Origin of the sequence: Vibrio sp. 1CM2L, assembly GCF_023161695.1 — a bacterium.
GTDB lineage: Bacteria > Pseudomonadota > Gammaproteobacteria > Enterobacterales > Vibrionaceae > Vibrio > Vibrio coralliirubri.
Genome location: NZ_JALNTT010000002.1, coordinates 560,835 through 581,096, shown reverse-complemented (window position 1 = coordinate 581,096; position 20,262 = coordinate 560,835). Strand labels below are relative to the sequence as shown.

18 protein-coding genes are annotated in these 20,262 nt (G+C 44.8%); 14 read left to right on the top strand and 4 right to left on the bottom strand.

The window, feature by feature from the left end:
* The first annotated feature begins 50 nt into the window (after positions 1-50).
* The 10 genes from moaB (at position 51) to MSG34_RS07645 (ending at position 9,108) form a co-directional block, all read left to right on the top strand.
* On the top strand, positions 51-563 hold the full coding sequence (moaB, locus tag MSG34_RS07690) for a molybdenum cofactor biosynthesis protein B (protein ID WP_004734027.1): 513 nt from the start codon (positions 51-53) through the stop codon (positions 561-563).
* 12 nt (positions 564-575) lie between these two features.
* A complete protein-coding gene (gene moaC / locus MSG34_RS07685) occupies positions 576-1,055 on the top strand; it encodes a cyclic pyranopterin monophosphate synthase MoaC (RefSeq protein ID WP_004734026.1) in 480 nt (159 codons plus the stop codon).
* A complete protein-coding gene (gene moaD, locus MSG34_RS07680; protein WP_019823606.1) occupies positions 1,052-1,297 on the top strand; it encodes a molybdopterin synthase sulfur carrier subunit in 246 nt (81 codons plus the stop codon). Before moaC ends, moaD begins: the two co-directional genes overlap by 4 nt.
* 2 nt (positions 1,298-1,299) lie before the next feature.
* On the top strand, positions 1,300-1,755 hold the full coding sequence (gene moaE, locus MSG34_RS07675; protein ID WP_048617869.1) for a molybdopterin synthase catalytic subunit MoaE: 456 nt from the start codon (positions 1,300-1,302) through the stop codon (positions 1,753-1,755).
* Between the two features lie 650 nt (positions 1,756-2,405).
* Positions 2,406-4,037 carry an ABC transporter substrate-binding protein gene (locus MSG34_RS07670; RefSeq protein ID WP_048610543.1) on the top strand — a complete coding sequence of 544 codons (1,632 nt, stop codon included), beginning with the start codon at positions 2,406-2,408 and terminating at the stop codon, positions 4,035-4,037.
* Positions 4,038-4,151: 114 nt separating this feature from the next.
* Positions 4,152-5,072: an oligopeptide ABC transporter permease OppB gene (gene oppB / locus MSG34_RS07665; RefSeq protein WP_017062174.1), complete on the top strand. Its 921-nt coding sequence runs from the start codon at positions 4,152-4,154 to the stop codon at positions 5,070-5,072.
* A 15-nt stretch (positions 5,073-5,087) separates the two neighbouring features.
* Positions 5,088-5,990, top strand: a complete 903-nt coding sequence (oppC, locus tag MSG34_RS07660; RefSeq protein ID WP_050633746.1) for an oligopeptide ABC transporter permease OppC — start codon at positions 5,088-5,090, stop codon at positions 5,988-5,990.
* Positions 5,991-6,032: 42 nt separating this feature from the next.
* Positions 6,033-7,004, top strand: coding sequence for an ABC transporter ATP-binding protein (locus MSG34_RS07655; RefSeq protein ID WP_012603544.1), 972 nt, complete (start codon positions 6,033-6,035; stop codon positions 7,002-7,004).
* Entirely contained in the window at positions 7,001-7,987 is a 987-nt protein-coding gene (gene oppF / locus MSG34_RS07650) for a murein tripeptide/oligopeptide ABC transporter ATP binding protein OppF (RefSeq protein ID WP_017062172.1), read from the top strand. Before MSG34_RS07655 ends, oppF begins: the two co-directional genes overlap by 4 nt.
* A 182-nt stretch (positions 7,988-8,169) precedes the next feature.
* Positions 8,170-9,108, top strand: coding sequence for a glutathione S-transferase family protein (locus MSG34_RS07645; protein ID WP_248336919.1), 939 nt, complete (start codon positions 8,170-8,172; stop codon positions 9,106-9,108).
* Positions 9,109-9,190: 82 nt separating this feature from the next.
* On the opposite strand, the gene pta is transcribed toward MSG34_RS07645, so the two are convergent.
* Entirely contained in the window at positions 9,191-11,356 is a 2,166-nt protein-coding gene (gene pta, locus MSG34_RS07640; RefSeq protein ID WP_017069189.1) for a phosphate acetyltransferase, read from the bottom strand.
* A 147-nt stretch (positions 11,357-11,503) separates the two neighbouring features.
* Positions 11,504-12,700, bottom strand: a complete 1,197-nt coding sequence (locus MSG34_RS07635) for an acetate kinase (protein ID WP_017107306.1) — start codon at positions 12,698-12,700, stop codon at positions 11,504-11,506.
* 341 nt (positions 12,701-13,041) lie between these two features.
* Between MSG34_RS07635 and yfbV the strand changes: the two genes are divergently transcribed.
* The 4 genes from yfbV to MSG34_RS07615 all read left to right on the top strand — a co-directional run bounded on the left by yfbV (position 13,042) and on the right by MSG34_RS07615 (position 18,458).
* Entirely contained in the window at positions 13,042-13,494 is a 453-nt protein-coding gene (gene yfbV, locus MSG34_RS07630) for a terminus macrodomain insulation protein YfbV (protein WP_017062168.1), read from the top strand.
* A gap of 302 nt (positions 13,495-13,796) precedes the next feature.
* Entirely contained in the window at positions 13,797-14,762 is a 966-nt protein-coding gene (locus MSG34_RS07625; RefSeq protein WP_248336917.1) for an ABC transporter substrate-binding protein, read from the top strand.
* Positions 14,763-14,952: 190 nt separating this feature from the next.
* Complete coding sequence (gene malZ / locus MSG34_RS07620) at positions 14,953-16,800, top strand: maltodextrin glucosidase (protein WP_248336915.1); 1,848 nt, start codon at positions 14,953-14,955, stop codon at positions 16,798-16,800.
* A 191-nt stretch (positions 16,801-16,991) separates the two neighbouring features.
* On the top strand, positions 16,992-18,458 hold the full coding sequence (locus tag MSG34_RS07615) for a sensor domain-containing diguanylate cyclase (protein ID WP_248336913.1): 1,467 nt from the start codon (positions 16,992-16,994) through the stop codon (positions 18,456-18,458).
* A gap of 124 nt (positions 18,459-18,582) precedes the next feature.
* Here the strand turns inward: MSG34_RS07615 and dusC are convergent, their stop codons facing one another.
* Together dusC and MSG34_RS07605 are read right to left on the bottom strand one after the other, a co-directional pair.
* Positions 18,583-19,539 (bottom strand): tRNA dihydrouridine(16) synthase DusC, encoded by a 957-nt coding sequence (gene dusC, locus MSG34_RS07610; protein WP_248336911.1) that lies wholly within the window; start codon positions 19,537-19,539, stop codon positions 18,583-18,585.
* A gap of 71 nt (positions 19,540-19,610) precedes the next feature.
* Entirely contained in the window at positions 19,611-20,165 is a 555-nt protein-coding gene (locus tag MSG34_RS07605) for a prepilin-type N-terminal cleavage/methylation domain-containing protein (RefSeq protein WP_248336909.1), read from the bottom strand.
* Positions 20,166-20,262: the final 97 nt, after the last annotated feature.

The following is a 20,262-nucleotide window of genomic DNA, read 5'->3' as shown; positions in this document are numbered from 1 at the left end:
TCTTTAGGCTGGGCGAATCAGTCTAATGAAAAATTTATATAGGTGAACAAATGGGTCACGCAGAAAGCAAATTCCAAGCAGCAAACATCGCAGTACTAACGGTTTCAGATACGCGTACAGAAGAAAATGACACGTCAGGCGGTTACTTAGCAGAGCATGCGAAAGAAGCGGGTCACAACGTGGTTGATAAGCAAATCGTTATTGACGACATGTACAAGATCCGTGCGATCGTATCTAAATGGATCGCTGATGAAAGCGTTCAAGCGATTATGATCACTGGTGGTACAGGTTTCACTTCTCGTGATAGCACGCCAGAAGCACTTAAGCCCCTGTTTGACAAAGAAGTAGAAGGTTTTGGTGAGCTATTCCGTCAAGTATCTTACGAAGAGATCGGTACTTCGACAATTCAATCTCGTGCGATTGCGGGTTTTGCTAACCACACAGTAATCTTTGCGATGCCAGGTTCTACAGGCGCTTGCCGCACCGGTTGGACTAAGATCATCAAGCAACAGATGGATGCTAGCCACCGTCCTTGTAACTTCATGCCACACCTTTCTGTATAAGGCGGTTTGAGTATGAGCCAATTTACACACATTAACGCGTCTGGCGAAGCAAACATGGTCGATGTATCGGCTAAAGCGGAAACGGTACGTGAAGCGAGAGCGGAAGCTTTCGTACAAATGTCTGCTGAAACGCTAGAGCTGATTGTTTCTGGTAGCCACCATAAAGGTGATGTTTTCGCAACGGCACGTATTGCGGGTATTCAAGCGGCGAAGAAAACTTGGGATCTGATTCCACTGTGTCACCCTCTACTATTAACTAAAGTAGAAGTGCAGCTTGAAGCGATCGAGTCTGAAAATAAGGTCCGCATTGAATCTGTTTGTAAGCTTGCGGGTAAGACGGGCGTAGAGATGGAGGCGTTAACGGCTGCTTCTGTTGCTGCGCTGACGATTTACGATATGTGTAAAGCTGTTCAGAAAGACATTGTTATCGAGAACGTTCGCCTGTTAGAGAAGACGGGTGGTAAATCAGGACACTTTAAGGTGGAATCATGATTACTGTACTTTTCTTTGCTCAAACTCGTGAACTTGTCGGTGTTGATAGCCTAGAAGTCGACGCGCAATTCAGCACTATCGAAGCGATTCGCAGCCACCTTGTAACACAAGAAGGTAAATGGGATATCGCATTGGAAGAGGGCAAGCTTCTGGCTGCGCTTAACCAATCTATTGTGCCTTTGACGACTGAAGTGAAAGACGGCGATGAAGTGGCTTTCTTCCCACCAGTAACTGGAGGCTAAGCATGGATCCAAGAGTATTAGTGACAGCAGAGGACTTCTCTGTAGGCGACGAATACGACTACTTGGCTCAAGGTACAGCTGCAGGAGCGGTAGTGACGTTCGTTGGTAAAGTTCGCGACATGAACCTTGGCGACAACGTGATTGGTTTGTCTCTGGAGCACTATCCGGGTATGACAGAGAAGTCGCTGAGCGAGATCTGTGATCAAGCTGAAGCGCGCTGGCCTATTCAGAAGATGCGAGTGATTCACCGCGTGGGTGACCTAGATATCGGTGACCAGATTGTTTACGTTGGTGTATCCAGTGCGCATCGTGGCGCTGCCTTCGAAGCTTGTGAGTTTGTTATGGACTTTCTGAAAACCAAAGCGCCGTTTTGGAAAAAAGAACGTACCACTGAAACAACTCGCTGGGTTGATTCTCGCGATTCAGATACAAAAGCTGCGGAGCGTTGGGAGAAATAAGTCTCGCAATATGATGCTGCTTCAAAAATTCGTTCTGTTGATTGAGACAGTAAAAAGCCGACTATTAAGGTCGGCTTTTTTGTACGTGCTACAAGGTCATTTATAAATAAGCGCTGTATTAATAAATGGTTAGTCATTCATGTTGCATATAAATTCGATGCCTGATTTTGTCTGTGTTGGTGCATTTCTAAATCTGTTTTGGTGCAGTGCTTTATGCTGTTTTGTATAAAGTGATAATCCTCACAAATAGTAGAGTCTATTTAGGGGATATGTGATGTGCAATTAGATTTCATGTGGCATTAATGTTAACTTGCCGTCTGTGTTCTAGCATAAGATGCTAAAAAAAAGTATCAATACAGATACATCAACACTAAAGGCTGTTTTTTAATTAATCCCTATGTGTAACTCACTATTCATTAGGTTTTTATTAGAGATTTACACTATTACCTTAAGTAATTCGGAGAATTATCCGATTTTTTGCGACTTGTTTATGGCAAATTACTTCAATGGTTGATAGTGTGTGCCTCAATCTTTGTAAGGTTTTAGATTTTTATGCTTAAATTTTGAGCTAAATAAATCTAAATCACTGCCGTTCAGTGAACCTAGCAAAGAAGTCATGGATGCAATACGAAAAACTTGGAGTTTATTAAATGTACAAGAATAAAATCACTCAGGCCCTTCTTCTAGGTGCTGGTTTGGCAGTGGCTGCCACTTCTACTCTTTCTATCGCTGCTGAAGTTCCAGCAGGTACAGAACTAGCAAAAGTTCAGGAACTTGTTCGCGGTAACGGTACTGAAGTTGCGACTATCGACCCACACAAATCTCAAGGTGTACCAGAATCTCACGTAATTCGTGATCTTCTAGAAGGTCTAGTGAACCAAGACGGCGAAGGTAATACTATCCCTGGTGTTGCTGAAAGCTGGGAAACGACAGACAACAAAACATTCACTTTCCACCTACGTAAAGACGCAAAATGGTCTAACGGCGATCCTGTAACAGCTGAAGATTTCGTTTACAGCTGGCAACGTGCAGTTGATCCTGCAACGGCTTCCCCATACGCTTGGTACATGGAATATACCAAGATGGCGAATGCGAAGGACATCGTAGCGGGTAAGAAAGACAAGAGTGAGCTAGGCGTTAAAGCTGTAGATGCAAACACGCTTGTTGTTGAATTAGAAACAGCGGTACCATACTTCGTAATGATGATGGGCCACACAACAATGAAGCCAGTACACAAGGCGACTGTTGAAGAATTCGGTGACCAATGGACTAAGCCTGACCACTTCGTTGGTAACGGTGCATTCTCTGTTGATAAATGGGTTGTTAACGAGCGTTTAGTTCTAAAGCGTAACGACCAATACTGGAACAACGATAAGACGGTTCTAAATAAAGTAACCTTCCTACCAATCGAAAACCAAGTAGCGGAAATGAACCGCTTCCTATCTGGCGAAATCGATTTCACAAACGAACTTCCAACTGAGCACTTCAAGCGTCTTCAAAAAGAGTACGCGGAAGATGTATCTGTAGCGGGTAACCTTTGTACTTACTACTACATCTTCAACACGAAGAAAGCACCATTTGATGATGTTCGTGTTCGCCAAGCAATCTCTTACGCAATCGACCGTGATATCGTAACAGGTGCTATCCTAGCGCAAGGTCAAAAACCTGCGTACTTCCTAACGCCTGAAATCACAGCTGGCTTCGATCCTGAGCTACCAGCTTACGGTAAGATGTCTCAAAAAGAGCGTAACGCAGAAGCAGAACGTCTTCTTGAAGAAGCAGGTTACGGTAAAGATAACCCACTTAAATTCAACCTACTTTACAACACTTCAGAGAACCACAAGAAGATTGCTGTAGCGCTAGGTTCTATGTGGAAGAAAACACTGGGTCTTTCTGTAACACTTGAGAACCAAGAGTGGAAAACGTACCTATCTTCTAAAGATTCTGGTGACTTCGAAGTAGCACGTGCTGGTTGGTGTGGTGACTACAACGAAGCGTCTTCGTTCCTAACACTAATGAAGAGTAACAACACTACCGGTGGTGTTCACTACGACAGCGCGGCTTACGATAAAATCATCGATAAAGCACTTAACTCAACTTCAGAAGAAGAGCGCAAAGCACTTTACCTAGAAGCTGAGGCGCTAATGGCAAACGACATGCCAATCGCTCCTATCTACCAATACGTGAAATCACGTCTACTTAACCCGCATGTTGGTGGTTTCCCAATCAACAACGCGGAAGACAAGATCTTCTCGAAAGACCTATACATCAAAGCTCAATAATAAGCTTCGATTCTAAAAAGTTAATATAACTATAACGATACAGACACTACATGCGCAGGGCGCGCATGTAGCGTCTTTCTAATTTTAATTGTCACAGACTGAAAGAGTGAGTTTATGCTTAAATTCATTATGAAAAGGATATTTGAAGCGATTCCAACCATGTTGGTGTTGATCACTATATCTTTCTTTCTCATGCGTTTCGCACCGGGTAACCCGTTTTCAAGCGAGCGTCCATTACCGCCAGAAGTTATGGCTAACATCGAAGCTAAATACGGCTTAGATAAACCAGTATTTGAACAATACACTACGTATTTGACAAATATCTTACAAGGTGACTTCGGTCCCTCTTTTAAATACCAAGATTACACAGTAAATGAGCTGATCGCGGTTGCACTTCCAGTATCTGCGAAGGTAGGTTTTGTTGCCTTTATCTTCACACTATTGATGGGGGTCACCGTCGGGACGATTGCCGCCTTGAAGCACAATACCTGGGTCGACTACACCATAATGTCGACCGCCATGCTCGGGGTGGTGATGCCATCCTTCGTGTTGGCACCGGCGCTTATTTACCTTTTCTCCCTGCACTGGAACATATTCCCAGCAGGTGGTTGGCATGGCGGTACATTCATGTACATCGTGCTGCCTGTTATCGCGATGTCTCTTCTTTACGTAGCAACCTTTGCTCGTATTACTCGCGGTAGCATGATTGAAACGCTAAACAGTAACTTTATCCGAACTGCTCGTGCAAAAGGTCTAAGCTACCGTTATATCATTCTAAAACATGCACTTAAGCCGGCAATGCTGCCTGTTGTTTCTTACATGGGACCTGCGTTCGTAGGTATCATCACAGGTTCAGTTGTTGTTGAAACCATCTTCGGCCTACCAGGTATCGGTAAGCTGTTTGTTAACGCCGCGTTTAACCGTGACTACTCGCTAGTAATGGGTGTAACCATCTTGATTGGTTTCCTATTCATCTTGTTCAACGCAATCGTTGATATTTTGCTAGCGCTTATTGACCCGAAAATTCGCTACTAACAGGGACGCATGGTTATGTTGAATAAAAAAGAAAATTTAGAAGCGATCGAAAAGTTCTCTGAGAGCTTAGAGATTGAAGGTCGTAGTTTGTGGCAGGACGCGCGCATTCGTTTCATGCGAAACAAAGCTGCGATGGTGAGTCTGTTCATTCTTACGCTTATGGTACTGGCAGTTATCTTCTTACCAATGCTGGCTCAGTACACTTATGACGATACTGATTGGTACGCAATGCACGTTGGTCCGAATGCGGATCACTGGTTTGGTACAGATAGCTTAGGTCGTGATTTGTACGTTCGTACTCTTGTCGGTGGCCGCATCTCATTGATGGTTGGTGTGATGGGTGCCTTCGTAGCGGTACTGATTGGTACGCTTTACGGTGCAGCTTCAGGCTTCATCGGCGGTCGTACTGACCGAGTGATGATGCGTATCCTAGAGATCTTGTACGCAGTACCATTCATGTTCCTAGTAATCGTACTGGTAACGTTCTTTGGTCGTAACATCGTCCTAATCTTCGTTGCTATTGGTGCGATTGCTTGGCTAGATATGGCGCGTATTGTACGTGGTCAAACGTTGAGCCTACGTAGTAAAGAGTTCATTGAAGCTGCACACGTATGTGGTGTAAGCAAATGGAAGATCATTACACGTCACATCGTACCGAACGTACTGGGTATCGTAGCGGTTTACTCTACGCTGCTTATTCCAAGCATGATCCTTACAGAATCATTCTTATCTTTCCTTGGTCTTGGTGTTCAAGAGCCTATGACAAGCTGGGGCGCATTGCTTCAAGAAGGTTCGCAAACAATGGAAGTTGCAATCTGGCAATTAACATTCCCTGCGGCATTCATGGTAGTTACGCTGTTCTGCTTTAACTACGTAGGTGATGGTCTGCGCGACGCGCTTGATCCAAAAGACAGATAACGAAATAGCAATTAAAAGCTATAAAAGATTAAGGAAGCAATAATGAGCTTATTAGATGTCAAAGATCTGCGCGTCGAATTTACCACGCAAGATGGTATCGTAACCGCAGTAAACGACTTGAACTTCTCACTTAACCAAGGCGAAACGCTGGGTATTGTTGGTGAGTCGGGTTCAGGTAAATCACAAACGGTATTTGCACTGATGGGACTGCTGGCTAAGAACGGCATCATCTCAGGCAGTGCAAAGTTTGAAGGCAATGAAATCCTCAACCTGCCTGAAAAAGCACTGAACAAGGTTCGTGCTGAACAGATCGCGATGATCTTCCAAGATCCAATGACCTCACTGAACCCTTACATGAAAGTAAGTGATCAGTTGATGGAAGTACTTATGCTGCATAAAGGCATGGGGAAAGCAGAAGCGTTTGAAGAATCAGTACGCATGCTTGAAGCGGTGAAAATCCCTGAAGCTCGTAAGCGTATTACCATGTATCCGCACGAATTTTCTGGCGGTATGCGTCAGCGTGTGATGATCGCAATGGCACTGCTGTGTCGTCCTAAATTGCTTATCGCTGATGAACCAACAACGGCACTGGATGTAACCATTCAAGCGCAAATCATGGAATTGCTGAACGAACTTAAAGATGAGTTCAATACGGCAATCATCATGATCACCCATGACTTGGGTGTTGTTGCTGGCTCATGTGACAAAGTACTTGTGATGTACGCGGGTCGTACAATGGAATACGGCACTGTTGATGAAATCTTCTACGAGCCAAGCCACCCTTATGCGGAAGGCCTGCTTAAAGCGATTCCTCGTTTGGATACCGAAGGTGAAATTCTACCGACGATTCCAGGTAACCCACCTAACTTACTTCGCCTACCAACTGGTTGTCCTTACCAAGACCGTTGTCACCGTGTAATGGACCGTTGTAAGCAAGAAGCACCGATTTTGCAGCCATTTGCTAAAGACCGTCAGCGTGCTTGTTTTTCAGATTGGGAGACTTGGACAAAATGAGTAAAGAATTACTATTAGATATTAAAGACCTGAAAGTTCACTTTAGCATTGCAGCTAAGTCTGCTTGGCCTTGGGCAAAACCATCAAATCTTAAAGCGGTTGATGGTGTTGATGTTCACCTTTACGAAGGCGAAACACTCGGTGTAGTAGGTGAGTCTGGTTGTGGTAAATCAACTTTTGCCCGTGCGATTATCGGCTTGGTTGAAGCAACTGAAGGGCAAGTGATGTGGTTAGGTCAAGACCTAACTAAGATGCAGGAAGTGAAGCGTCGTGAGACTCGCAAAGAGATTCAGATGATCTTCCAAGACCCGCTAGCATCGCTTAACCCACGTATGTCAGTAGGCGATATTATTGCTGAGCCTCTAGAGACTTTCTTCCCTGAACTTTCTAAACAAGAAGTGAAGGACCGCGTTAAAGAGATGATGGCGAAGGTAGGTCTACTACCAAACGTAATCAACCGTTACCCGCACGAGTTCTCTGGTGGTCAGTGTCAGCGTATCGGTATCGCACGCGCACTTATCTTGAAGCCTAAGATGATCATCTGTGACGAACCAGTATCAGCACTAGACGTATCTATCCAAGCTCAAGTTGTTAACCTTCTGAAAGAACTACAAAAAGAGCTAGGTCTTTCGTTGGTATTCATCGCGCACGACTTGTCGGTTGTTAAACATATTTCTGACCGTGTATTGGTGATGTACCTAGGTAACGCGGTAGAGCTGGGTGAATCAGATGCATTATTCTCTGACCCTAAGCACCCGTACACCAAAGCGTTGATGTCTGCAGTTCCGATCCCAGATCCACGCTTAGAGCGCAGCAAAACCATTCAGATGCTGGAAGGTGATCTCCCATCGCCAATCAACCCGCCATCTGGTTGTGTGTTCCGTACTCGTTGCCCACAAGCAACAGAGGCGTGTGCGCAAACTAAGCCAACCATTCAAGGCGATGACGTACACGCAGTATCTTGCTTGCACGTACAAGTCTAGAGCCTATTTAAACCGGTTCAGCCTGTGACAGGCTTAAGCGCAACTTGTTTATGAGTTGCGCTTTTTTTGTGTCTGAACAAGCCTCCTTCAAATAATTCGAACAACTAGGCCAACTTCTTCTAGTTTTGAAAAAGTTGGCTTTTTTTATACTAGAGAAAAGCTTGGATGACAGAGGTTTGGATATGGGTAAGTTAGTTGAAGGTGTTTGGCACGACGTGTGGTACGACACCAAAGAAAGCGGTGGTAAGTTCGTTCGTGAAGATGCGGGCTTTCGTCACTGGGTAGAGAATAAACCGGGCGCGCAGTTTGAGCCGGAAAGCGGCCGTTACCATCTATACGTATCGTTAGCTTGTCCTTGGGCGCACCGCACTCTGATCTTCCGTGAGCTGAAAGACCTAACCGATCATATTGATGTGACGGTTGTTTGCCCAGACATGATGAGTGAAGGGTGGCAAATGGGGTTACCTGAGCCTCTATTCGGTCATACCCGAATGCATCAAATCTACACTCAAGCCAAACCGGATTACTCGGGCAGAGTAACGGTGCCTGTGTTGTGGGATAAGAAAACCAACACCATTGTGAGTAACGAGTCGTCTGAAATCATTCGTATGTTTAACTCAGAGTTTAATGAGCTAACGGGTAACACCGATGATTACTACCCGTGGGAGTTGTCCAAGAAGATTGATGAGTGGAATGATTATATCTACCCAAACATCAACAACGGCGTTTATCGCACTGGCTTTGCGACAACACAAGAAGCCTACGAAGAAGCTTATGACGCCTTGTTTGAAGCCCTAGACAAAGTAGACGCTCACCTTAGCGAACATCGCTATTTGGCGGGTAACGAGATTACAGAAGCGGATTGGCGGTTGTTTACCACTCTGGTTCGATTCGATGCTGTGTATGTAGGTCACTTTAAGTGTAACAAGCAGCGAATTGCGGACTATGCAAATATTCAGGGTTACCTAAAAGAGCTGTATCAGATCGAAGGCATCAAAGAGACGACCGATTTTTACCATATCAAGCGTCACTACTACTACAGTCATACGGGCATTAACCCAACTCAAGTGGTACCCAAAGGACCAGCGCTAGATTTAGAATCGCCACATGGACGAGGCTAGTCTTACCAAGTAGTTCCTTTACTCCAGACATAAAAAAACCCTAGATAAACATCTAGGGTTTTTTCTTTCTACAAAAGAAAAATTAGTTAATTACTTTTTCTTCAGCTTGTGCAGCTTGGTCTGCTTGGATAGCCGTTAGAGCTACTGTGTAAACGATGTCGTCTACTAGAGCGCCACGAGACAAGTCATTTACTGGCTTGCGCATACCTTGAAGCATTGGACCGATAGATACTAGATCTGCTGAACGTTGTACAGCTTTGTAAGTCGTGTTACCCGTGTTTAGATCTGGGAATACGAATACTGTCGCTTTACCTGCAACTGGAGAGTTAGGCGCTTTAGAAGCGGCTACGTTTTCCATGATTGCTGCATCGTACTGTAGAGGACCGTCGATCACTAGATCAGGACGTTTCTCTTGAGCAAGTTTCGTTGCTTCACGTACTTTATCTACGTCTGCACCCTTACCAGATTCACCAGTAGAGTAAGAGATCATAGCAACACGTGGGTCGATACCGAATGCCGCAGCAGAATCTGCAGATTGGATAGCGATTTCAGCAAGCTGTTCAGCTGTTGGATCTGGGTTGATCGCACAGTCACCGTATACAAGAACTTGATCAGGCAGAAGCATGAAGAAGATTGAAGATACGATAGAAGCATCAGGAGCAGTCTTGATGATCTGGAACGGAGGAACGATAGTGTTCGCCGTTGTGTGAACAGCACCAGAAACTAGGCCGTCAACTTCGCCAGCTTCAAGCATCATAGTACCTAGGAATACTGAATCTTCTAGCTTCTCACGAGCAACAACTTCAGTCATACCTTTAGCGCCACGAAGTTCTACTAGACGAGCTACGTAGTTTTCGCGAACTGATGCAGAATCGATGATCTCAACGCCAGCGCCAAGCTCAACACCTTGCTGTGCAGCAACGCGACGGATTTCTTCAGGGTTACCTAGAAGTACACACGTTGCGATACCGCGCTCAGCACAGATAGCCGCAGCTTTAACTGTACGTGGCTCATCGCCTTCAGGAAGAACGATGCGCTTAGCCGCTTTACGAGCAAATTCAGTTAGCTGGTAACGGAATGCTGGTGGGCTTAGACGACGGATGCCTTGAGTACCTTCAGATAGAGAATCAATCCAAGGGCCATCAATGTGGCTTGCAACGTGATCGTTAACGAACTCGATACGCTCTTTATCGTCTGCAGGAACTTCTAGGTTGAAGCTCTGTAGGTTTAGAGACGTCTGCCAAGTGTTACCTTGAGCCTTGAAGATCGGTAGACCTGAAGCGAATGCTGGTGCACAAAGGTTAGCAATGCTTTCTGGAATGTCGTAACCGCCAGTAAGCAGGATTGCGCCAATCTCAACACCGTTTTTCGCAGCAAGAGCCGCAGCAACGATAACGTCAGGACGGTCTGCAGAAGTTACTAGCAGTGAACCTGGTTTGAAGTGCTCAATCATGTGCGGTAGAGAACGTGCACAGAAAGTGATGCTCTTAATACGACGAGTTGAGATTTCACCTTCGTTAACGATTTCAGCGTTAAGGTGCTTAGCCATATCAACCGCACGAGTTGCGATTAGGTCGATGCTCCATGGCACACAGCCAAGAACACGGATAGGGCTAGAATTGAAGATTTGCATTACTTCAAGGTTCGCTTGCTGAGCGCTGTCTGCATCATCAAAGATTTCAGATAGGTCAGGGCGAGTACGGCCAGCTTCATCAACAGGAGCGTTAAGCTTGTTGATGATTACGCCTTTGATGTTTTTGTTCTTAGTACCGCCGAAGTTAGAACATGCTACTTCGATACGCTCTTTAAGCTGCGTAGGGTTGTCAGTACCAGGAGTCGCAACGAATACGATCTCCGCGCCAAGTGTTTTTGCGATTTCCGCGTTCACTTGGTTAGCAAATGGGTGCTTACGAGTAGGTACTAGACCTTCGATTAGCGTTACTTCTGCGTCTTTGTTGATCTTGTTGTATTGCTCAACAACAGACTCAAGAAGCTCGTCCATTTTTTCGCTACCGATCAAAGCTTCAGCTTTAGTCATTGCGATTGGCTCACCAATCTTAATGTCGCTGTTTGCGCTGATGATAGTAGACGTTAGATCTGGTTGGTTACCACCGCTACGAGGTTGAGCGATTGGCTTGTAGAAAGAAACACTTACGCCCTTACGCTCCATAGCGCGAAGAACACCCATGCTAACACTAGTAAGACCAACACCAGCGCTTGTAGGGATAAGCATAATAGTACGTGACATTGACGAACACCTTTGACTATTGGAAATAAAAAAAGCTCAACTGCTATTCCCACCGATATTTAAATTGGGGTAGGAATAGAAGTTGAGCCCCATTTTCTTGATATGAAAAACTGACTAGCTTCGAGTGAAGCTAGTCAGGAAAATCAATTAAAGACCTGCTAGTTTCGCAGTGTCTTCAGCAATTACTAGCTCTTCGTTAGTAGAGATAACCATTGCAGGGATACGGCTGTTAGCTGTAGTGATAGTACCTTCGCCGCCGAAACGAGCTTTCAGGTTAGCTTCACCGTCAACTTCGATGCCGAAGATGCCTAGGCGGTTAAGAACCATTTCACGGATTGGGCCAGAGTTCTCGCCGATGCCGCCAGTGAAAGTGATTGCGTCTAGACGACCTTCTAGAGTTGCAGTGTAACCAGCTACGTACTTAGCTAGACGGTGACAGAACACGTCCATTGCACGAGTTGCTTCTTCTTTCTCACCGTAGTTGTCTTCAACGAAACGACAGTCAGAAGTCACTTCAGTTAGACCAGCAAGACCAGACTCTTTAGTTAGCATGTTGTTGATTTCTTCAACAGAGTAACCAAGAGCGTCGTGCAGGTGGAAGATGATCGCAGGATCTAGGTCACCACAACGAGTACCCATTACAAGACCTTCAAGAGGAGTAAGACCCATAGAAGTATCTACAGATTGACCGTTCTTGATTGCACAAACAGAAGCGCCGTTACCTAGGTGACAGTTGATGATGTTAACTTCTTCAACTGGCTTGTTTAGTAGGCCTGCAACTTCACGAGTGATGAATAGGTGAGAAGTACCGTGCATGCCGTAACGACGGATGCCGTGCTCTTTGTACAGGTTGTACGGTAGAGCGTATAGGTAAGACTCAGAAGGCATTGTTTGGTGGAACGCAGTGTCAAATACAGCAACGTTTTGTAGACCAGGGAAGTTCTGTTGAGCCGCTTCGATACCGATAAGGTGAGCTGGGTTGTGAAGAGGTGCGAAAGTCGCAGCGTCTTGAATACCCTTAAGAACTTCATCAGTGATAAGTGCAGAAGAAGTGAACTGCTCGCCACCGTGTACGATACGGTGACCGATAGCGCCAAGGTTAGCTTTAAGCTCAGGCTTAGAAGCAAGAATAGTTTCTACCATGAAAGATAGTGCTTCTACGTGAGCTGCGCCCGCGCCTAGTTGTGCTTCATGCTTGCCATCAAGTTTCCACTTCATACGAGCTTCTGGAAGACCTAGACACTCAGCAAGACCAGTTAGGTGCTCTGCACCTGTTTCTGCATCAACAACAGCGAATTTAAGAGAAGAACTACCACAGTTTAAAACTAAAACTAGCTTAGACATTAATGACTACCTGTTTATTTTTCTGATCGAAATCAGTTAAGGATGAAAATTAATCTCAAGAATAGTCGAAGCACATAGGCTTGCGTACTAACCTTGGTCAAAAAAACGTTAATTTCCGTATAAAGTGAAAGCGCTCTTTATCAAAAAGAGGCTTGTGCATTCCTTGCAGAAGTCTTCTCAAAGTTGCTTAAATTGTAAATAAGGGCAACAATGAGATTGAGGTCTGCAAATAATAGCGATATTGTGCAAATATAACAAAAAAATTTGAAAGAATATTATTTTTCGTCAAATTTTTGTGTTTTTAGTTGATGATTTCAACTTTTTTTTAATGGGAGACTCATATGAGCAATAGAGTTGGTTTAGCTAGTAGTTTAAAAGATGGCCAAAAGTACATGGATCTCTGGCCCGTCCGAAAAGAGTTAAACGCGATCTTCCCAGAACAGCGCATTATTAAAGCGACCCGTTTTGGCGTGAAAGTGATGCCTGCGATTGCCGCTATCAGTGTTCTTACACAAATGGTCTTTAATAATTACCAAGCGATGCCACAGGCTGTGGTTATGGCTTTGTTTGCGATCAGCTTGCCGCTTCAAGGTATGTGGTGGTTGGGCAATCGCTCAAATACACAACTTCCGCCGGCGCTAGTATCGTGGTACCGCGAACTGCATGAAAAGATCACTGAAACGGGTTTTGCGTTAGAGCCTATGAAGCCGCGCCCTCGCTATAAAGAATTGGCAATCATTTTAAATCGTGCCTTTCGTCAGTTAGATAAATCCTCAATGGAGCGTTGGTTCTAAAGAATCCCAGCTCTCCCTCTTGTCTGAGAACAACTATTCATCATCTATAGCTTGTTCTCAGATTTGCTCCTCTCTTTGTTACCTCGCTTACTTTCCGTTTAGCTTACCTGTCCTTATTCACTTGGTTTCTTACCTTCCTCCGAAGTCAATATAACCTTTCTCACATAACTCGAGCCTTGTTGTATTTTTGTTAAATATCACTTCAAGTTATCAATGGTTACTGGTAATAATGTCAATAGTGATTTTGATGTTGTTCTCTTTGAGCGAGTAATGACGGGTAGAGCTTGATTCAGGGAGCGATAATGAGTTCTGTAAGAAAGGTATTGGCAGCGGTTTTAAGTTGCTTGATGTTGCTATGGACTGGCAATGCAATGGCAAACGTTGCCAAAGTGTCGGTTTCACAAGTTGTTGACCATCCAGATCTGAATGCGACACGTCTAGGGCTTCTTGAAGGATTGAGAGCTAAGGGTTATGAACCCGGTAAGAACTTAGAATTCTCCTATGAAATGGCGAATGGTAACCCGGCTCAGGCAGCCAAGATTGCCAGAGAGCTCGTCAGTGAAAATCCTCATGTACTTGTTGGTATCGCGACACCGACTTCACAAGCTTTGGTTTCGGCAACCCGTTCGATACCGATTGTGTTTACAGCGGTAACCGATCCCATTGGTGCAAGGCTGGTCAAACAGCTAGAAAAGCCGGGCCGAAATGTCACGGGGCTTTCTGATCTCTCTCCAATCGTTCAACATGTCTCTTTGATCAAAGAGCTTCTTCCTAAGGCAAGTTCAATCGGTGTGGTTTATAACCCTGCGGAAGCGAATGCCGTTGCGTTAGTTGGGTTATTGAGAAAGGCAACTCGAGATTTCGGTTATACACTTCACACCGAAAAAGCGCTGACTGTTGACGATGTCGAAGCAAAAGCAGAATCCATTGCTAAGAAGTCTGATGTTATCTATGCCTTGACCGATAACACGGTTGCAAGCGGCATGGAGGGGTTGATAGACGCTGCAAACCAAGCTGGTACACCTGTGGTTGCAGGAGCAACGTCTTATGTAGGGAAGGGAGCGATTGCCGGTTTAGGTTTAGATTATTATGATGTTGGGGTTCAGACCGCGGATTATGTCGCAGCCATTCTGGACGGACAGAAGCCGGGGAAGCTGAGTGTCAAAACTGCGCAGAGTTCTCAGTTGGTGGTCAACCTAGATGCTGCACGTGAGCTTGGCGTGACAGTGCCTCAATCTGTGATTGATCGTGCGGTCATTAGCCGCTGATGGCGCAATTCCAAATTTGATATCCCTTTCTCAAATGGGTGACTCAATTGATCATTTTGAGAGAAATCGACTTACTGTAAACAAAATGGATCTACAAAACGTGATCTACTTTAACGGATATTATTTTTCTCATTGTGGTCAATGAAATTTTTCATATCTTAAGCAAATTGAACATTGCTCGAGAACCGCTATGAAACCATTTATCTTTCATGCTCAAACTTCTGACTACTTCTCTGAAAAAGACGGCGTATTAACCGTAACATTATTGTCTGAACGTAATGACTGGAATAAGGTTCAGTTGAGGCATGAGCCAGATAACGAAGAGTATCTGCTTGATATGAGCAAAGTCGGTACTGAAGGTCGATTGACCGTGTGGCAAGTATCTTTTCCTGTCAATGCAGACAGAGATATTACTCACTATGTGTTCAAGTTAGTCGACTCGAAAGAACAGCACTGGCTTGATGCTAGGGGCGTACATAGTCGCGTTCCAAGCCGTGAATTTCATTTTAAGTTTAATGCCCATTACCGCCCACCATCATGGGTCTCGGAGCAGGTTTTCTACCAAATCTTCCCAGAACGTTTTTGCAATGGTAACCCGAGTATCAGTGTTAAAGCCGGGGAATATCGCCTAAAAGAAAACACCTTAGATGTCGTTGTTAAAGAGTGGGGCGATTCTGTTGAAGGGCACAATGGAACAGGGGCTGCTGAGTTTTTTGGTGGCGACTTAGCGGGCATTCATAACAAGCTAGACTACTTACAAGAGCTAGGTATTACCGCTTTGTACCTAAACCCGATCTTCCAATCACCGAGTAATCACAAATACGACACGACCGATTACTACAAAGTCGACCCACACTTTGGCACGAATGAAGAGTTCGCAGCGCTTTCAGAGGACATCCATAAGCGTGATATGAGAGTCGTTCTGGATGCTGTGTTTAATCACACCTCTGTGGAGCATCCTTGGTTCGACAAGTTGAAAGTCACAGACTCGGGTGCCTATGACCACCCAGGCTCGGCATTTCATGACTACTATTTTTTCGACCCTGACAACCCTCAGCAATATGTCGGTTGGAAAGGGATCAGTTCGCTTCCAGTCTTAAACTTTTCTAACGCTTCCGTACGAGATTACATATATCAGTCGCAAGACTCTGTAATAAAGCATTGGTTGAAAGCGCCTTATAATGTCGATGGTTGGCGCTTCGATGTGATTCACATGTTAGGCGAGGGTGAGGGCGCTTATAACAATGCGCATTATGTAGAGGCATTTCGGAATTCAGCGAAAGCAGAGAACCCTGAGGCCTACATCTTGGGAGAGCATTTCTTTGAGGCCACATCATGGCTACAGGGCGCACAAGAAGATGGGTCTATGAACTATTATGGTTTCGCTCACCCAGTTCGTGCGCTATTGGCGAAACAAGACATCGCTTACGAGCCGATTGACATTGATATGTTCGCTTTCTGTGATTGGTTAGCCGAAGCGAGAGCGAAGGTTCCTTGGTTGAACCAATTATCGCAGCTGAATCAATTGGACAGCCATGATACGGCTCGCCTACTGACGCTGCTAGGGGGCGACCAAGCTAAGCAAAAACTGGCTTTGACGTTGCTGTTTACCTATGTTGGAACTCCGTGCTTATACTACGGAACAGAAGTCGGTTTAGAAGGGGGGCAAGACCCAGATAACCGCAGATGTTTCCAATGGGGAGAGGAAGAGTCTTCGTCTTGGTTCCCATTCCACCAAGCGTTGATAAAACTAAGAACAGAACGTCGCAGCTTACAAAGTGGTGCGTACCTCGAGTTGTATTGTGACGCTGAGACATTAGTGTTTGCCCGCTGTCTCAACGGTGAAAAAACACTGGTTGCGCTCAACCTATCCCAAAATGAGAAGGCGTTGTCTTTGCCTGTGTGGATGCTTGGACATGAGCAAGGAGAGCTGGTTAATTTGCAAGGCAAGGACAAGAGCGTGCCGATTACTAATGGAGCCATTGATATTCTTGTTCCAGCGATGCAAGCGAAGATTTTTGATGTGGTAAATTGTTGAATTTTAAAATGACTTAAACAATCTCATCTAACCCTGCTTCATGCAGGGTTAGTTTTATAAAAGGAATTGTCTGTTCAATACTTAGGCTCGATTCATATCAATTTACACTCTTTTACCTCGAGGAAAATGGCAATTAATGTAATAATATTAATGGGGTAAATGAAAATAGCTGAACGCTAAGAGCACATTATATGAAAGTAAATAGGCACTTTAGCCTAACCTTTGTCTTCGGGTTTCCCGCTGTGATCGCCGCAATGTTACTTGGCCTAATAGGAAAGAATCATTTTGATTTGGTGAAAAAAGACATTGGCAGCGAATTCCAACGTATTGAAGAGGTATTCAAACGAACCACAAAGGTGGTGACAGCCCTAGACTACAGCTTTTCCAACTATTACAAATCAGGAAACCCTCTCTTTCTTGATCACAACAAACAAGTTGTGGATGGCCTTTGCCAAATTTGGCCGATCGACGTGTTACTCCTCGCTGATGGTAAAACCTCAGATATCCCTTCTGTCGATATTGACTATATGTTGGTCGGTGAAGAGTCCCTTTGTTCTGAAAGCAGTGACAGCTACAAAAGTGCGTCTAAGAAGATTGCTCTTGCGCCAATTCTTTCATTCTTATCCCAACTTGATGAGTTCCATAACGGTGTGCACTTTATTGATACGCGTGGTTATGTGATCTCGTCGCCTGAAGGCTTTGCTAAGAAACTGAGCAAGGAATTGCTTTCGACCATAAAAAGTCGTCCCTATTGGCAAAAAACAGCCAACAATCCAGAACAATTAACACTAACAGGCCCTGCTTATCGATTTGAGTCTCTAGACCGAATGATCAGTATGACGATCCCAGTGTTCCACCAAGGTGTGCATCAAGGGATGCTTTCGGTTGATATTGACGCTGACAAGCTGCTTGCAAACTCGAATGAACATCTTGCCGGTCGGATTGATATCATTGATACCACTTTAGCGACCCCGGTAGACTCTGCGGCTTTTTATCATGAGATCAAACTGGATGGTGTCGCGTCTCACCATGCGATGTATTACGAATTAGACGTCGCGAAAGAGGTCGAGCACTTTTTCGTCTACGAGAAAGACAGCCTTATCGTTGCCATCATTGTGTATCTGTTCTCTGTAACCATCTTCTTCTACGTCAATTCCAATATTGAACGTGGCTACTTCAAAGATCTCGCAGCCAAAGACCCTATGACAGGGTTATTGAATCGTCGTGGCTTAGAAGCGTTCTGGCGCAGCGTAGAGCACGATCAACTGTTTGCCTTAACCGTCTTCGATATCGATGATTTCAAGTCAATTAACGACACCTACGGCCACGATAAGGGGGATGATGTGATTCGTTATATGTCGCGTCAGATCAGCAACAGTATTCGAAGCAGTGACGTTGCAGCACGGTTTGGCGGTGAAGAATTTGTCGTTTACATGAAAGGCGAAGATCGTGAAACTCTGATGAGAACATTAGAACGAGTGAAGAATGCGATTTGTTCCACTTCAGCTGATATTATTCCAAATGGGTTTACGGTATCTGGCGGTGTCTGCATTGTTGAAACTGAGCAAAGTAAACTTAACTTCGATGAGATATTTAAGTACGCCGATGAAAAGCTGTACGTGGCTAAGACGACAGGTAAAGACCGTCTTGAATTTTAGCTACGTTGTTGAATCGATGCTTTGTATGAAAATGAAAATGAAAGAGCCAACGTGTCTACCAAGCAAAGCTTATTTGCACCGGTAAACACGTTTGTATCGTTAGGGGTTAACCCTAAACATAATCTTAAACAGGTTGGCGGCGTTCTTCTTGATAGCGCTGAAGGCGTTCTACAATCGGCGGCGCCTTCTTGAAAGTACGAATTTCTTTAAACAGTTCGTTTGCTTCAGGGTAGCCTTTACTTAGATAAACAAACCACTGCTTCACTCTATTGGGGTAGTACATGCCTTTGTCCCCTTTAATTTGAAACTCTGAATAGCGTAGCAAAAGTTCAATGACTTTATCCCACGGCATTTTCTGGTGGTTGTGCTTAACGACGTTACCAAGGTTTGGAATATTGAAAGCACCACGGCAAACCATTAATGAATTGACGCCTGTTGCTTCTATGCAATCTTGACCATCTTGATAGTTCCAGATCTCCCCATTAGCAATCAACGGGAGAGATGTTTTTTCTCTTATTTGATTGATGAAATCCCATTTGATTTCGCTGGCTTTATAGCCGCCAACTTTGGTTCTTGCATGCACGGTGAGTTCGTCAGCTTTGGCTTGTTCGATGGCATCGACGATTTCAAAGCACTCTTCCGGATGCTCCCAACCTAATCGAATCTTTGCGGATACAGGAATGTGTGCAGGTACTGCTTCTCGACAGGCATTCACCACTTGATAGATGAGCTCTGGTTCTTTTAGCAGTGACGCACCACCATTACTTTTGTTGACCGCCTTTGCTGGGCAACCAAAATTAAGGTCAATGCCTTTAGCGCCTAAGCTAGCAGCTTGAAAAGCATTCTCGGCCATCCAATTTGGGTGTTGACCTAAAAGCTGGAGATGGATTGGCACACCAGCCATGGTCTGAGAGCCTTGATGTAGCTCAGGGCAAATACGGTGGAACACATGCGGGGGAAGAAGTTGATCCACGACGCGCACAAACTCTGTCACACAGAGATCGTAATCATTAATCTCTGTGAGAATTTCACGCATTAGGTGGTCTAGAACGCCCTCCATAGGGCCAAGTATTACGCGCATGCTGCTTTACCGAAACTGAGTGAACCGAAAAATTCGAGGCGTGATTGTACGGCGTGTTAGCTAGATTGTCACTAAGGAGCAGTGTTCGCCATTTCTCGAGCTACTCTTACTTCTCCGGTAATTGGTGAATAATAGAGAATGGGTAAACGTTCAGAACTGGTAAAGCTTGGAGTGTAGTAGTAATAGCACTCAGGTGTTCCAGTGTACCAACTAACAATGGCTTCGTCGGAAGGCAAAATAAAGCCAGTATCGTATTGAGAACGAGCGACCAAATCAGAATCAATCAAAGAGTTCCAAAGTGCCACACATTGCTCACCTTCAACTTGCGGAGCTCCTGTGGGTGGTTGTTCTCGAACAGAAATCGGGAAGCCGGTTTCTGACGGGTAGACATCGCCTTCACCATAATCTACCACCTGATCAAAAGCAGGCTCACCATCGACAAGCCATTGCGAGTGATACATGTCGATGCTGTTTTGGAATGCTGCAAACGCTCCTTGTGCTAAGGCTTCATGAGCATCTCGTTGAACACCCAGAAAACGAGGCGCAGCGGTTACCGCTAATACACCCAGAATAACGACCACCACAATAAGCTCGAGTAATGTAAAACCTTGGGATTTTGATTTCATGATGAATACGCCTATATGTAACAGAATGTTTCAATGAGCGTTTTTACACCTAATATTCTGATTATCAAAGCGAAATAAGTTAAATTTCGATAATATT

What these genes read in the sequence shown, in the direction of transcription:
- yfbV (WP_017062168.1), top strand. Translation starts at nt 13,042, where the DNA reads ATGAGCAATAGAGTTGGTTTAGCTAGTAGTTTAAAAGATGGCCAAAAG.
- MSG34_RS07655 (WP_012603544.1), top strand. Translation starts at nt 6,033, where the DNA reads ATGAGCTTATTAGATGTCAAAGATCTGCGCGTCGAATTTACCACGCAA.
- malZ (WP_248336915.1), top strand. Translation starts at nt 14,953, where the DNA reads ATGAAACCATTTATCTTTCATGCTCAAACTTCTGACTACTTCTCTGAA.
- MSG34_RS07645 (WP_248336919.1), top strand. Translation starts at nt 8,170, where the DNA reads ATGGGTAAGTTAGTTGAAGGTGTTTGGCACGACGTGTGGTACGACACC.
- MSG34_RS07670 (WP_048610543.1), top strand. Translation starts at nt 2,406, where the DNA reads ATGTACAAGAATAAAATCACTCAGGCCCTTCTTCTAGGTGCTGGTTTG.
- oppC (WP_050633746.1), top strand. Translation starts at nt 5,088, where the DNA reads ATGTTGAATAAAAAAGAAAATTTAGAAGCGATCGAAAAGTTCTCTGAG.
- pta (WP_017069189.1), bottom strand. Translation starts at nt 11,356, where the DNA reads ATGTCACGTACTATTATGCTTATCCCTACAAGCGCTGGTGTTGGTCTT.
- oppF (WP_017062172.1), top strand. Translation starts at nt 7,001, where the DNA reads ATGAGTAAAGAATTACTATTAGATATTAAAGACCTGAAAGTTCACTTT.
- oppB (WP_017062174.1), top strand. Translation starts at nt 4,152, where the DNA reads ATGCTTAAATTCATTATGAAAAGGATATTTGAAGCGATTCCAACCATG.
- MSG34_RS07625 (WP_248336917.1), top strand. Translation starts at nt 13,797, where the DNA reads ATGAGTTCTGTAAGAAAGGTATTGGCAGCGGTTTTAAGTTGCTTGATG.
- moaC (WP_004734026.1), top strand. Translation starts at nt 576, where the DNA reads ATGAGCCAATTTACACACATTAACGCGTCTGGCGAAGCAAACATGGTC.
- dusC (WP_248336911.1), bottom strand. Translation starts at nt 19,539, where the DNA reads ATGCGCGTAATACTTGGCCCTATGGAGGGCGTTCTAGACCACCTAATG.
- moaD (WP_019823606.1), top strand. Translation starts at nt 1,052, where the DNA reads ATGATTACTGTACTTTTCTTTGCTCAAACTCGTGAACTTGTCGGTGTT.
- moaE (WP_048617869.1), top strand. Translation starts at nt 1,300, where the DNA reads ATGGATCCAAGAGTATTAGTGACAGCAGAGGACTTCTCTGTAGGCGAC.
- MSG34_RS07635 (WP_017107306.1), bottom strand. Translation starts at nt 12,700, where the DNA reads ATGTCTAAGCTAGTTTTAGTTTTAAACTGTGGTAGTTCTTCTCTTAAA.
- MSG34_RS07615 (WP_248336913.1), top strand. Translation starts at nt 16,992, where the DNA reads ATGAAAGTAAATAGGCACTTTAGCCTAACCTTTGTCTTCGGGTTTCCC.
- MSG34_RS07605 (WP_248336909.1), bottom strand. Translation starts at nt 20,165, where the DNA reads ATGAAATCAAAATCCCAAGGTTTTACATTACTCGAGCTTATTGTGGTG.
- moaB (WP_004734027.1), top strand. Translation starts at nt 51, where the DNA reads ATGGGTCACGCAGAAAGCAAATTCCAAGCAGCAAACATCGCAGTACTA.